This is a genomic window from Nocardia sp. 348MFTsu5.1 (assembly GCF_000383535.1).
Lineage (GTDB): Bacteria > Actinomycetota > Actinomycetes > Mycobacteriales > Mycobacteriaceae > Williamsia > Williamsia faeni.
The window spans coordinates 24033-36929 of the sequence record NZ_KB911521.1 but is presented as its reverse complement, the minus strand read 5'-3'; the positions used below and the strand labels follow the sequence as shown (position 1 = coordinate 36929).

Annotated in this window: 12 protein-coding genes; 1 reads left to right on the top strand and 11 read right to left on the bottom strand. The window is 66.0% G+C overall.

Translation table 11 applies throughout. The annotated features are described in order from the left end of the window. Window positions 1–21: 21 nt before the first annotated feature. From coaBC to mihF, 4 genes are all read right to left on the bottom strand, one after another. The gene (gene coaBC, locus H290_RS0121415; RefSeq protein WP_020108886.1) at window positions 22–1335 is read right to left on the bottom strand and encodes a bifunctional phosphopantothenoylcysteine decarboxylase/phosphopantothenate--cysteine ligase CoaBC; all 1314 of its coding nucleotides are present in this window, start codon (window positions 1333–1335) and stop codon (window positions 22–24) included. A 104-nt stretch (window positions 1336–1439) separates the two neighbouring features. Continuing rightward, entirely contained in the window at window positions 1440–1742 is a 303-nt protein-coding gene (rpoZ, locus tag H290_RS0121410) for a DNA-directed RNA polymerase subunit omega (protein ID WP_020108885.1), read from the bottom strand. A 7-nt stretch (window positions 1743–1749) separates the two neighbouring features. Then, on the bottom strand, window positions 1750–2340 hold the full coding sequence (gmk, locus tag H290_RS0121405; RefSeq protein ID WP_020108884.1) for a guanylate kinase: 591 nt from the start codon (window positions 2338–2340) through the stop codon (window positions 1750–1752). Between the two features lie 12 nt (window positions 2341–2352). After that, window positions 2353–2670, bottom strand: coding sequence for an integration host factor, actinobacterial type (gene mihF / locus H290_RS0121400; RefSeq protein WP_028463499.1), 318 nt, complete (start codon window positions 2668–2670; stop codon window positions 2353–2355). Between the two features lie 414 nt (window positions 2671–3084). Here mihF and H290_RS0121395 point away from each other — a divergent pair, with 414 nt between their 5' ends. Continuing rightward, window positions 3085–4266, top strand: a complete 1182-nt coding sequence (locus tag H290_RS0121395) for a hypothetical protein (RefSeq protein ID WP_020108882.1) — start codon at window positions 3085–3087, stop codon at window positions 4264–4266. Here H290_RS0121395 and pyrF read toward each other — a convergent pair. The 7 genes from pyrF to pyrR are packed head-to-tail and all read right to left on the bottom strand — an operon-like array spanning window position 4191 to window position 12833. Next, complete coding sequence (gene pyrF / locus H290_RS0121390; RefSeq protein WP_020108881.1) at window positions 4191–5012, bottom strand: orotidine-5'-phosphate decarboxylase; 822 nt, start codon at window positions 5010–5012, stop codon at window positions 4191–4193. The genes H290_RS0121395 and pyrF overlap by 76 nt on opposite strands. After that, complete coding sequence (gene carB / locus H290_RS0121385; RefSeq protein WP_020108880.1) at window positions 5009–8350, bottom strand: carbamoyl-phosphate synthase large subunit; 3342 nt, start codon at window positions 8348–8350, stop codon at window positions 5009–5011. The genes pyrF and carB overlap by 4 nt, the downstream gene beginning before the upstream one ends. Further along, window positions 8350–9519, bottom strand: a complete 1170-nt coding sequence (gene carA / locus H290_RS0121380; RefSeq protein WP_036519822.1) for a glutamine-hydrolyzing carbamoyl-phosphate synthase small subunit — start codon at window positions 9517–9519, stop codon at window positions 8350–8352. Before carA ends, carB begins: the two co-directional genes overlap by 1 nt. Beyond that, window positions 9516–10016: a hypothetical protein gene (locus tag H290_RS0121375; protein WP_020108878.1), complete on the bottom strand. Its 501-nt coding sequence runs from the start codon at window positions 10014–10016 to the stop codon at window positions 9516–9518. Before H290_RS0121375 ends, carA begins: the two co-directional genes overlap by 4 nt. Next, window positions 10013–11314, bottom strand: a complete 1302-nt coding sequence (locus H290_RS0121370) for a dihydroorotase (RefSeq protein ID WP_020108877.1) — start codon at window positions 11312–11314, stop codon at window positions 10013–10015. Before H290_RS0121370 ends, H290_RS0121375 begins: the two co-directional genes overlap by 4 nt. Beyond that, window positions 11311–12255 carry an aspartate carbamoyltransferase catalytic subunit gene (locus H290_RS0121365; protein ID WP_020108876.1) on the bottom strand — a complete coding sequence of 315 codons (945 nt, stop codon included), beginning with the start codon at window positions 12253–12255 and terminating at the stop codon, window positions 11311–11313. The genes H290_RS0121370 and H290_RS0121365 overlap by 4 nt, the downstream gene beginning before the upstream one ends. Next, window positions 12252–12833 carry a bifunctional pyr operon transcriptional regulator/uracil phosphoribosyltransferase PyrR gene (pyrR, locus tag H290_RS0121360; RefSeq protein WP_028463498.1) on the bottom strand — a complete coding sequence of 194 codons (582 nt, stop codon included), beginning with the start codon at window positions 12831–12833 and terminating at the stop codon, window positions 12252–12254. The genes H290_RS0121365 and pyrR overlap by 4 nt, the downstream gene beginning before the upstream one ends. Window positions 12834–12897: the final 64 nt, after the last annotated feature.

Here is a 12897-nt window from a genome sequence, read left to right as displayed (position 1 = left end):
CGAAAACCCGCGGACCTCAAATTACACAGGATCGGTGTTGGCGGTTGCATCGACCTTCGGTGCTCCACCATCAGGTCGCATGGCCCCTTCATCAGTACGCAAAGCGAGGACCGCGTCAAGTATTCGGCTCGCCATGAGTGTTTTGGTACCCAGTGGCAGTGCGGTCTCGTGGCCGTCGGCAGCGAGAACCCAACCGGTGTTGTGATCCATGCCGAACGCCTTACCGTCACCGACCGCGTTCACGACAAGCAGATCGCAACCCTTGCGGGCCAACTTGGCGCGTCCGTGATCCAGGACTCCATGATGCTCGTCACCGGTCTCGGCGGCAAAGCCGACGATCGACACCTCGCCTGGGATCTGTCCGGAGCGACGAGCCTCGACCAGACCGGCCAGGATGTCGGGATTGGTGGTCAGCTCGATCGGCGCCGGACCGTCGCCGGTCTTCTTGATCTTGGATTCGGCCACAGACATCGGCCGGAAGTCGGCGACCGCGGCGGCCATGATCACCACATCGGTCTCGGGTGCGCGCTTGGTCATCTCATCGGACAACTGCTCGGCGGACTTGATCCGGACGATCTCGACTCCGGCGGGGGGCGCGAGATCGGCGGTGGCGCCGGCGACGAGGGTCACCTGCGCGCCGCGTTGCGCGGCAGCCCGGGCCAAGGCGTAGCCCTGCTTGCCCGAACTGCGATTGCCCAGGTAGCGGACCGGATCGAGCGGCTCGCGGGTGCCACCGGCGCTGATCAGGAACTTTACGCCGCGCAGGTCGTACGGCAGGGCGTCGGGACGTTCGAGAAGGAGCTCGCCGAGCAGCGCGATCTCCTGCGGGTCGGGCAGACGTCCGGCACCGGAGTCGACACCGGTCAGACGTCCGGACGCCGGAGTGATGACCGTGGCGCCCTGCTCACGCAGGGTGCGGACGTTGGTCTGGGTGGCCGGGTGCTCCCACATCTCTGTGTGCATCGCCGGGACGAACATCACCGGACATCGCGCGGTGAGAAGTGTTGAGGTCAAGAGGTCATCGGCCCGGCCGGTGGCGGCCCGCGCCATCAGATCGGCAGTGGCCGGGGCGATGATGACCAGGTCGGCTTCTTGCCCGAGGCGCACGTGAGCGACCTGCGGTACGTCGTCGAACACCTCGGTGCTCACCGGGTTACCGCTCAGTGCCTCGAACGTGGCAGCGCCGACGAACTTGAGTGCTGATTCGGTGGGGATGACCCGCACACCGTGACCGGCCTCGGTGAAGTGCCGGATGACAGAACCGACCTTGTACGCCGCGATGCCACCACCGACGCCGATAACGATGTTCTTGCGTCCACTAGCCGCTTCGGCCACGAAACCTCATCCTCGCTGGTGGTGACGCGACTGATCGACGTCACCACATCCCCGGCATACACAGCATCCCACGATTCCGGAAACCGGAATCGTGGGATCGGGTATCACTCGCCTTCGGTGTGCTCGAGCAGGTCGGCGTGGATCTCGCGCATCGCGATCGACAGCGGCTTCTCCTGAAGACCCGGCTCGACCAGCGGGCCGACGTATTCGAGGATTCCGTCGCCGAGCTGGTTGTAGTAATCGTTGATCTGCCGCGCCCGCTTGGCCGCGTAGATCACCAGTGCGTACTTCGAAGAAGCCCGTTCGAGCAGCTCATCGATCGGGGGGTTCGTGATGCCGAGCGGGGTGTCGTACGCCGTCGCGTCGACCTCGCCGATGAACTCGTCCTGTGTGGTCAAGCTGCTCACAATTCTCCTACGAATTATTCAAATGGGATTCAACCAGCAAGGATAGCAACTTATGGGCCACTGAGTCGACTTCGTCGTTCACGAGCACGTGATCGAACTCGTCGGCGCTGTCCAATTCGGCCCGCGCCGTCTGCAGTCGACGCTCGATCACCTCATCGTTTTCGGTGCCCCGGCCACGCAATCGCGACACCAGAACATCCCAGCTGGGTGGGGCCAGAAAGACGGTGACGGCCTCCGGCACGGTGTCGCGGATGTTCCGCGCCCCGACCAGATCGACCTCCACCAGAGTGGGTCTCCCCTGCTCCATGGCCTCGAACACGGGTTTGGCGGGTGTTCCGGAGCGTTGCAGCCCGCCATGGATCTCAGCCCATTCGAGGAGTTGGTTCTCCTCGATCAGCCGATCGAACTCGTCGCGACTGACGAAGTGATAGTCACGACCGTCCACTTCACCGGCCCGCGGATCGCGGGTGGTGGCCGAGACGCTGAACATCAGCTCAGGGAGCAATTCCCGGAGCCGGCGGACAACACTCGACTTGCCGACAGCAGAGGGGCCGGCCAAAACCAGCAGCCGGCCCCTCTGTTGTAGATCTTGGCTCACGCGCAGAAACGATCAGGCAAAGTCGAACTTGGCGAGCAGAGCCTTCTTCTGCCGATCGCCCAGGCCGCGCAGGCGACGGGTGGGGGCGATTTCGAGCTCGGTCATGATCTCCTGAGCCTTGACCTTGCCGACCTTCGGCAGAGCCTCGAGGAGCGCCGACACCTTCATCTTGCCGAGGATCTCGTCGTTCTCGGCATCCTTGAGTACCTGCTGCAGATCGGTGCCGCCCCGCTTGAGGCGTTCCTTCAGCTCTGCCCGGGCCTTGCGAGCGGCAGCAGCCTTCTCCAAGGCAGCAGCGCGCTGCTCATCTGTCAACTGGGGAAGGGCCACGGTTCCTCCGATTTCGTCTGTGTGTTCTCTGCCCCGGCACCGGTGATGTCGGGGCGGCTGCCTTGTGAGGGCAGCGAAAGCGACCGTACCCACGTGAGCTGCGATTTGCGACCCCGACCCCCGCATTCCCCCACGAAAACCGGTGTTGTAAGCCTTTCGAACCACACCGGCCCGCAAAGGTGCCAGTGATCGCCAAACTCCCGGTTCGGATTCTTCGATCGTACGAAACATGTTGTGCCACAAGCTATTCGATGCAGCGTTCGCCGACATTTCGCGAACATGACATACATCACACTCGCGGTACGGCTGTGACAGGAGTTTCTCGCCGGAAAGTTTCTGAGATTTTTGCGCCTTGCGCGTGTCGGAGATGGGTTTGACCTGCGATGAGTACCACCACCGGACAGCTGGTGTTAGATGACCTTCGTGATCGATCGACTACCGACTCCGGTTCGCAATCTCGTGCGATTGACGGTCGGCGGTGGCATCCGCGACGAGGTGCACACCCCACATACGACCCTGCACTCCGACAGGCACCGCGTCCTGCGCCGCTATGGCGACCTCGACCAGCTCGCCCGGGCCCGCGACGCCGGGGATATCCCGGTGCTGCTGCTCCCGCCGCTGGCGGCACCGGCGGCCTGCTACGACCTCGAGCCCGATCACTCGTATGTCGGCCACCTGCTGGGACAGGGACGGATCCCCTACGTCGTCGACTACGGCGAGATGGACCGATCCGACCGTGGGCTCGGTTTCGAAGGCTTCATCGACGACATCATCCCGCAGGCCATCGGCCGCGTACTCGCAGACTTCGACGGCACCGCCGGAGTCGTCGACCTCGTCGCCTGGAGTCTGGGCGGCACCGTCGCACTGCTCACGCTCGCAGCCGACCCCGGCCTGCCGGTCCGATCGATCACCGCGATCGGCACGCCGCTGAACTACGGCCTGGTGCCTCCGTATCCGCTGGTCCGGCAACTGACCGCCAAGACCGGCCCACGGCCCGTCACCGCGACGCTGACGGCCCTGCGCGGGATTCCTGCACCTCTGGTGCAGATCGCGTACCGCGGCACCGCATGGCAGCGTGAGCTCAAGAAGCCCTGGTTCATCATGAACAACCTGAGCGACACCGACACCCTCGCCCGGATGGAGGTCGTGAACCGATTCCAGCGCCGGTTCCCGGGATACCCGGGACGGTTGGCGGAGCAGATGTGGGAACAGTTCATCTACCACGACGAGTTGGCGGGCGGGGTGGTGAACTTCGGCGATCGCCGGATCGACCTGACCACCATCGAGGTGCCGGTGCAGCTGTTCGGCAGCCACCGGGACGTCATCGTGCCCTGGGCAGCCGCACGCCATGGCGTCGAACTGCTCGCCCAGTCATCGCAGGTGCACTTCAACACGGTCGAGGCGAGTCACCTGGGTCTGATCGCGGGCCCGGCGGCCGAATCGCAGACGTGGCCGCGGATCGATGCGTTCCATACCGCGCTGGACGATCGCGACCATCCGGACGATCAGGACAGCCCGGATCAGGACAGCGCCGACTCGATCTCCGATGCAGTACGCAACGCGGCATCACGCAGCGCGGGCACATCCGGTCCGTGACGCAGGACCGCGCGAGAACTCGCGGGCAGCACCCAGCCGAGGTCGGTGCCGGCGAAGACGGTGCGCAGATCGTCGGCGGTGGCGCCCTGCGCGCCGAGCCCCGGAGCCAACACCGGTGCACCGAGTCCGGCGAGGTCGAGCCCGTGTTCACGGGTGGCACCGACGACAAGACCCACGGTTCCCGAACCGTCGGTGTTGGCCGAGGCGGCCGCATCGACGATCCGCTGGGCCACCGTGACACCGTCACCTTTGGCGAGCTGCAGCGCAGCGCCTTCCGGATTCGATGTCCGGGCCAGCACGAATACGCCACGGCCACCGGCCCGGGCGAGGTCGATCGCCGGCGACAGCGAACCGAACCCCAGGTACGGCGAGACGGTCACCGCGTCGGCGCACAGCGGCGACGACGGATCGAGCCAGGCACGGGCGTAGGCGGCCATGGTCGACCCGATGTCGCCGCGTTTGGCGTCGGCGATCACGAGTGCTCCCCCGGCCTGGCAGCCGGCGATGACCGTTTCAAGCGCGGCAAATCCTTCGGAACCAAAGGCTTCGAAGAACGCGACCTGCGGTTTGATCACGGCCACCGTGCCGGACAGGGCCTCGACACAGATGTCGCCGAACGCCCTGACCCCGGCGCCGCTGACCGGTAGCCCCCACTGCTGCAGGAGTTCGGGATGCGGGTCGATGCCCGCACACAGTCGGCCGCGCTGCGCGACCACCTCCCGATACCGCTCGGCGAAAGTGCTCACCAGCCACCCAGCATCGAGCGGTGCCGCGACTGCAGTGAGAGCACACCCATCGCACCGCCGAGTGCGGCCTCGATGCCCTGGATCGCGGCGCTGGCGCCCTGGACGGTGGTGATGCAAGGGATGTTCACCGACACGGCGGCGCTGCGGATCTCGTAGCCGTCGACGCGCGGTCCCGAATTGCCATACGGAGTGTTGATGACCATGCCGATCTCACCCGAACGGATGTGCTCGACCACCGACACCTCCCCCTCGGGCAGGTCGGTGTCGGAGTGCTTGTAGACCTGCGTGCACGTGATCCCGTTGCGCCGCAAGACATGTGCGGTCCCCTCCGTGGCCAGGATCTCGAACCCGAGATCGGCCAGCCGCTTCACCGGGAAGACCAGCGAACGCTTGTCCTTGTTGGCAACGGACACGAAGATCTTCCCGCCGAGCGGCAGTGAACCGTAGGCGGCGGTCTGCGACTTGGCGAAGGCCCGGCCGAAATCGGCATCGATACCCATCACCTCACCGGTCGACTTCATCTCCGGGCTCAGCAGCGAATCGACGCCGGTACCGTCGCTGCGGAGGAACCGGTTGAACGGCAGCACAGCCTCTTTGACCGCGATCGGCGCGGTGTCGGGCAGCTCGGATCCGTCGCCCTCGGCAGGCAACATCCCGTCGGCGCGCATCTCGGCGATGGTGGTGCCGAGCATGAGCCGCGCACACGCCTTGGCCAGCGGCACAGCGGTGGCCTTGGAGACGAACGGCACCGTCCGGCTCGCTCGCGGGTTCGCCTCGAGGACGTAGAGGATGTCGTCCTTCAGTGCGTATTGGACGTTGAGCAGTCCGCGTACCCCGATGCCCTTGGCCAGTGCCTCGGTGGACCGGCGGACATTTTCCAGATCAGATTTGCCGAGTGTGATCGGCGGCAGCGCACACGCCGAGTCACCGGAGTGGATACCGGCCTCCTCGATGTGTTCCATGACGCCGCCGATGTAGCAGTCGGTGCCGTCGTAGAGCGCATCGACATCGATCTCGATGGCGTCTTCGAGGAAGCGGTCGACCAGGACCGGGTGTTCCGGGTTGATCTCGGTGGCCCGGGAGATGTATCCCTCGAGGGACCCCTCGTCGTAGACGATCTCCATTCCGCGGCCGCCGAGCACGTACGAGGGACGCACGAGCACGGGGTACCCGATGTCGCCCGCGATCTTCTTGGCCTCGTCGAACGTGGTGGCCATGCCGTACTTGGCGGCCGGGAGGCCGGCTTCGGCGAGAACCTTGCCGAACTCGCCACGATCCTCGGCGAGATCGATGGCCTCGGGGCTGGTGCCGACGATCGGCACACCCGCGGCCTGGAGACGATGCGCCAACCCGAGCGGTGTCTGGCCACCGAGCTGCACGATGACACCGGCGACGGTGCCCGACTCCGACTCGGCGTGGAACACCTCCATCACGTCTTCGAAGGTCAGCGGCTCGAAGTACAGACGGTCGGCGGTGTCGTAGTCGGTCGACACGGTCTCCGGGTTGCAGTTGACCATCACGGTCTCGTAGCCGACCTCGGTCAGCGTCAATGCGGCGTGGACACACGAGTAGTCGAACTCGATGCCCTGTCCGATGCGGTTGGGGCCCGATCCGAGGATCAGGACCTTGGGCCGCTCGGTCTGCGGTGCGACCTCGGACTTCGCGGCGGGATCGAGTTCGTACGTCGAGTAGTGATACGGCGTCGCGGCCTCGAACTCGGCGGCGCAGGTGTCGACGGTCTTGTAGACCGGCCGCACACCCAGGCGGTGCCGCAGGTCGCGGACAGCGGCCTCGTCGGCGAGGTCGTCGCGCAATGCGGCGAGCTGGCGGTCCGACAGACCGGTGCTCTTGGCCAGCCGCAGCAAGGGCTCGTCGAGAACCTCGGCCGCCCGGATGTCTTGTCCCAGTTGGTGAACGGCCTCGATCTCGGCCAGGAACCAGGGATCGATCTTCGTCGACTCGAAGAGCTGCTCGACGGTCGCACCCAGCATGAACGCCTGCATGATCCCGTACAGGCGACCGTCCTTGGGCACACTGAGCCGCTGCAGCAGCTCCGGCAGGGTTTCGGCGACCGCACCCTCGACCACCGGTTCGGTCCAGAAGCCGGCGGCCTTGGTCTCCAGCGACCGCATGACCTTGCCCAGCGCCTCGGCGAACGAACGGCCCAGCGACATCGCCTCACCCACCGACTTCATGGTGGTGGTCAGGGTGTCGTCGGCGCCGGGGAACTTCTCGAACGCGAACCGCGGTGCCTTGACCACGACGTAGTCGAGTGTCGGCTCGAAGCAGGCCGGGGTCTTCTTGGTGATGTCGTTGACGATCTCGTCGAGCCGGTAACCGACGGCCAGCTTCGCCGCGATCTTGGCGATCGGGAAGCCGGTGGCCTTCGACGCCAGCGCGGACGACCGCGAGACCCGCGGATTCATCTCGATGACAACCAGGCGGCCGTCCGTCGGGTCCATCGCGAACTGGATGTTGCAGCCGCCGGTGTCGACGCCGACCTCGCGGATGATCGCGATCGAGAGGTCGCGCATGTCCTGGTATTCGCGGTCGGTGAGAGTCATCGCGGGTGCGACGGTCACCGAGTCGCCGGTGTGCACACCGACCGGGTCGACGTTCTCGATCGAGCAGACGACCACGACGTTGTCGGCCCCGTCACGCATCAGTTCGAGTTCGTACTCTTTCCAGCCGAGGATCGATTCCTCGATGAGGACGTTGGCGGTCGGTGATGCCGACAGGCCACCACCGGCGATGCGGTTGAGGTCGGCCTCGTTGTAGGCCAGACCCGAGCCGAGGCCACCCATCGTGAAGGACGGGCGGACGACCACGGGATAACCGAGGTCGGCGACGGTCTCGTGGACCTGGTCCATCGTGTAGCAGACCGCCGAACGGGCGCTCTCACCACCGACTTTGGCGACGATGTCCTTGAACTTCTGGCGATCCTCACCGCGCTGGATGGCCTCGAAGTCGGCGCCGATCAGCTCGATGTCGTACTTCTCCAGGATGCCCTGCTCGTGGAGTGCCACCGCGGCGTTGAGAGCAGTCTGGCCGCCGAGCGTCGCGAGGACGGCGTCGATCGGGTGTCCGGCATCGCGCTCGGCCACGATCACCTTCTCGACGTACTCCGCGGTGATCGGCTCGATGTAGGTGGCGTCGGCGAACTCGGGATCGGTCATGATCGTGGCCGGGTTGGAGTTGACCAGGCTCACGCGTAGGCCCTCGGCCCGCAGCACCCGACACGCCTGGGTACCGGAATAGTCGAACTCACAGGCCTGGCCGATGACGATCGGCCCGGAACCGATGACCAGGACGTGCGATAGGTCTGAGCGGCGGGGCATCAGGCACTGGCTCCTTGTAGCTGGGAAACGAACTTGTCGAAGAGGTAGGCGGCGTCATGGGGGCCGGCCGCTGCTTCGGGGTGATACTGGACCGCGAACGCGTTCCCGCTGATCAACTCGACACCCTCGACGGTTCCGTCGTTGGCGCAGGTGTGGCTGATCCGGGCCCGGCCGAAGTCGGTGTCGAACTCTTCGCCCGCCTCACCCTCGAGCGCGAACCCGTGGTTCTGCGCGGTGATGGACACCGCACCGGTGGCATGGTCGATCACCGGGATGTTGATTCCGCGGTGGCCGAACTTCATCTTGTAGGTGCCGCGGCCCAGGGCTCGACCGAGGATCTGGTTGCCGAAGCAGATCCCGAACAGCGGGATCCCTTCGCCGAGGATGTGCCGGGTCAGGTCGACGATCGGATCCGCGGTGGCCGGGTCGCCCGGACCGTTCGAGAGGAAGACACCGTCGGGCTTGATCGCGGCAATGGCGTCAGGGCTCGAGCCCGCCGGCAGCACATGGACCCGGATGCCGCGCTGGGCGAACATCCGCGGGGTGTTGGTCTTGATCCCGAGGTCGATCGCGGCGATCGTGAAGCGCGGCTCGCCCTCGGGTTCGATGACGTAGCCATCTGTGGTCGTGACCTCACCGGCCAGGTTGGCGCCCTTCATCTGCGGTGCCTCGACAACCCGCTGCAGCAGCTCGTCGGCGTCGGCGAAGGCGTCACCGGAGAAGATCCCTGCTCGCATCGAACCGTGGTCGCGCAGGGTCCGCACGACGGTGCGGGTGTCGATGCCGGCGATGCCGACGATCCCCTGCTCGACCAGTTCGTCTTCGAGGGTGGAGGTGGCCCGCCAGCTGGACACCCGGCGGGTGGGGTTGCGGACCGCGTAGCCCTTGACCCAGATCTTCCCGGAATCGTCGCCGGTCTCACCGGTCTTGCCGGTGCGGCTTTCGCCATCTTCCTTGTTCCAGCCGGTGTTGCCGATCTGCGGCGCGGTCGCCACGACGATCTGCCGGTGATAACTGGGATCGGTGAGCGTCTCCTGGTACCCGGTCATCGCGGTACAGAAGACGGCTTCACCCAGGGTCTGCCCCAGTGCGCCGTATCCGGTTCCGGTGTAACGCTCGCCGTTCTCGAGAACCAGCACCGCTGGCGTTGCCCGGTTTGGCTGTGTCACTGCTTTTTTCCGTCCTGCTCGAAAGGTTTGACCCACTGCGGGTAGATGGTCTTGTCGTCCGCGCGAATGCCGGAGTCGATCTCTGTTCCGGACGGCAGCAGCCACCGGATCACCAGTACGCCGTCCGCGGTCATCACTTTTCCGGCCAGCCCGCGTTCGGTCCTGATCGCGGTGATCTGGTCGCCGGGGATCCAGATGGGGTTGGCACCGCGGCGCTCGATCAGGATCCCGGTGTCATATCGACTGAGTTCTGCGGTCGCCCGGTCGCCGTAGTCGCCGACCGCGACCCGGTCCTGCCAGCTCGGTGCGATGGTCGAGCCGACATACAGACCGGTGTGCGGCCCGATCCGGGTGGTGCCCAGATCCGACGGCACCTCGGGGAACGCGCCGAGCATCTGTTCCTGACGGCGGCCACGACCACGCCAGCCCAGGATCATCAGACCGACGATCCCGCACCAGGCAGCGACGACGATCAGCACAACCACGACACCGGTCATTGCGCAGACCGGACCTTGCCGCCGTTGTTGGTGATCTCGCCCCGCAGAACCGTGGCGATGACGGTGCCGGGCAGGGTGAGGCCGTCGAAGGGCGAGTTGGCCGACAGGCTGGCCAGGGCCTCCGACTGCACGGTCCACTCGGTGTCCGGGTCGACCAGTGCCAGGTTGGCCGGCTCGCCGGCGGTGATCGGGCGCCCGTGATCGGACAGGCCGGTGATCTGTGCAGGACGCTCACTCATCACCGCGGCCACTCCACGCCAGTCCAGCAGACCCGGCTTGACCATCGTCTCGATGACGATCGATAGCGCGGTCTGCAGGCCGAGCATGCCGGGGCGGGCATTGGCGAACTCGCAGCACTTCTCCTGTGCGGCGTGAGGTGCGTGGTCGGTGGCCACGCAATCGATGATGCCGTCGGCCAGGGCCTGGCGAAGAGCGACCTTGTCGCGGCCCTCACGCAGAGGCGGGTTCACCTTGTTGACGGCGTCGTAGGTCTCGAGGCGACTGTCGTCGAGCAGCAGGTGGTGCGGCGTGACTTCGGCGGTGATCGAGATACCTTGGCCGCGAGCCCATTTCAGCAGTTCGACGGTGCCCTCGGTGGAGGCGTGGCAGATGTGGACGCGAGTTCCGGCATCACGGGCCAGCAACGCATCGCGGGCGACGATGGACTCTTCGGCAGCACGTGGCCAGCCGCTCAGTCCCAGACGCGCCGCGGTGGCGCCCTCGTGCGCGATGGCGCCCTTGGTCAGACGGGGTTCTTCGGCGTGCTGGGCGATCAGGACGTCGAGGCCCTTGGCGTATTCGAGTGCCCGGCGCATCAGCAGCGGGTCGTCGACGCACTTGCCGTCGTCGCTGAACATCCGCACCCGGGCCGCACCGGCCGCCATCGCGCCCATCTCGGCGAGTTGCTTGCCCTCGAGACCGACGGTGATCGCACCCACCGGATGGACGTCGACGAGTCCGACTTCCTGGCCACGTCGCCAGACGTAGTCGGTGATGACGGGGCTGTCGGCAACCGGATCGGTGTTGGCCATCGCGAACACCGCGGTGTATCCGCCGAGTGCGGCTGCCGCCGAACCGGTTTCGATGGTCTCGGTGTCTTCGCGACCGGGTTCGCGCAGATGCGTGTGCATGTCGACGAATCCGGGCAGCACGATCGCTCCGGCGCCGTCGAGCACGTCAACGTCAGTACCGGCCGTCAGGTCGGCTCCGATCTCGGCGATGTCGCCCTCGCGGACGAGAATGTCGACGGCGTCACCCCCGTACGGCCGTACGTTGCGGATCAGCAGGTCGCCGCTCACGCCACACCCTCACTCTCGGTTCCGACCAGCAGTGTGAAAAGCACTGCCATGCGCATATGAACTCCGTTGGAAACCTGTTGCAGCACAGTCGACTTGGATGAGTCGGCCACGGAGAAACCGATCTCCATGCCGCGCAACATCGGACCGGGATGCAGGACCACGGCGTGATCGGCCAACAGGGCAGCCCGCCGTTCGGACAGCCCGTAACGGATCGAGTACTCGCGAGACGACGGGAAGAATCCGCCGTTCATCCGCTCGGCCTGCACGCGCAGCACCATCACCGCATCCACCGCGGCGAGTTCGGCATCAAGGCTGTGCGAGATCTCCACCGGCCAGGTCTCGACACCCACCGGCAGCAGGGTCGGCGGCGCCACCAGCACGACCTGGGCACCGAGGGTGGCCAACAGATGCGCGTTGGACCGCGCGACCCGGGAGTGCAGGATGTCGCCGACGATCGCGATCCGCCGGCCTTCCAGCGAACCGAGACGCTGCCGCAGGGTCAGCGCGTCGAGCAGTGCCTGCGTCGGATGTTCGTGGGTGCCGTCGCCGGCGTTGATCACCGAAGGGCCGGGGCCCTCTTCGGCCGTCCACTGCGCGATCTGGTGCGCCGCACCGGACGCCGGATGGCGGACGATGAGAGCATCGGCGCCGGCGGCCCGCAGCGTCTTGGCGGTGTCTCGCAGCGATTCACCCTTGTTCACCGAGGAACTCGAAGCACTGACGTTGATCACGTCGGCGCTCATCCATTTGCCGGCAACCTCGAATGAAACCCTTGTGCGCGTGGAGTTTTCGTAGAAAACCGTCATGATCGTGCGACCACGCAGCGTGGGGAGCTTGCGGATCTCGCGACCGACCAGAGCCTCTTCGAAGCGTTCGGCCTCGTCGAGCAGCGCGGTGGCCGAGTCGCGGGTCAGATCACCGACGGAGAGAAGGTGCTTCATGCGCTGTCCCCTGCCCGCAGCACGACCCGATCGACACCGTCGTGCTCGCGCAGGTGCACCTGGACGTCTTCGCTTCGCGAGGTCGGGATGTTCTTGCCCACGTAGTCCGCACGCAGCGGCAGTTCGCGGTGTCCGCGATCCACCAGCACCGCGAGTTGCACGGCCGCCGGGCGACCGAGGTCGCGGAGTGCGTCGAGTGCGGCCCGAACGGTCCGTCCGGAGTAGAGCACGTCGTCGACGAGCACCACGAGTGCACCGTCCACGCCGCCGGCCGGAACCGCGGTGGATTCGAGTGCGCGATGCGGCTTGGCCCGGAGGTCGTCGCGGTACAGGGTGATGTCGAGGTAGCCGACGGGAACCTGAACACCGGAGAATTCGGCAATGTTCGCCGACAGGCGCCGCGCCAGGAAAATGCCCCGAGTGGGGATTCCGATGATGACAACCCGCGGTGAATCGGGGTCGTCGAGAGCTGTTTTTTCGATGATCTGATGCGCTATCCGCGCAATGGTCCTACCCACGTCGGCATCGTCGAGTAACTCACGACCCGCGTCGGTACCGTCGCTTTGTTGAGCTGGCACGGTTGTCGGGACCTCCTTCTCCGCCTCTCCGGACGGATCGTTAAAGGATGTCGGCCACTGCGAT

Bases quoted from the DNA above. Each gene is read 5' to 3' on its own strand.
- H290_RS0121395 (WP_020108882.1), top strand. From the start codon at position 3,085: ATGACCTTCGTGATCGATCGACTACCGACTCCGGTTCGCAATCTCGTG.
- carB (WP_020108880.1), bottom strand. From the start codon at position 8,350: ATGCCCCGCCGCTCAGACCTATCGCACGTCCTGGTCATCGGTTCCGGG.
- H290_RS0121375 (WP_020108878.1), bottom strand. From the start codon at position 10,016: ATGACCGGTGTCGTGGTTGTGCTGATCGTCGTCGCTGCCTGGTGCGGG.
- H290_RS0121365 (WP_020108876.1), bottom strand. From the start codon at position 12,255: ATGAAGCACCTTCTCTCCGTCGGTGATCTGACCCGCGACTCGGCCACC.